The 318-nt window shown below is 59.1% G+C and carries 1 pseudogene; it reads left to right on the plus strand.

The annotated features are described in order from the left end of the window. Window positions 1–180, plus strand: a pseudogene (locus tag J0A65_RS26830) (hypothetical protein); the annotation flags it as partial. Window positions 181–318 lie beyond the last annotated feature (138 nt).

The following is a 318-nucleotide window of genomic DNA, read 5'->3' on the forward strand; positions in this document are numbered from 1 at the left end:
TCGCTGCTGTGCAAGGAGCTGGACGACGTGGTCGCAGCCTCCGATGTGCTGATCGTCGGCAATGGCGAGCCACGCTTCGCCGATGTCGTGAAGGGCATCGGTGACGACAAGCAGATCGTCGACCTGGTCGGATTCATGGAACACGCCACTCAAGCCAACAGGGAAGGCATCTGCTGGTAAGCGCACGCTAACAAGAACAGCGGTGGCACCGGCGTGGTGCCGTTCGATTGGTTACGGCGCATGCCGGTTTCCTGCCAATAGCCCTGAATCGGTGTTTACACGGAGTGACAGCATGATTCCCCTGATTTTGTCTGGCGG

This window comes from Bowmanella yangjiangensis (assembly GCF_017255015.1).
GTDB classification, from domain to species: Bacteria; Pseudomonadota; Gammaproteobacteria; order Enterobacterales; family Alteromonadaceae; genus Bowmanella; species Bowmanella yangjiangensis.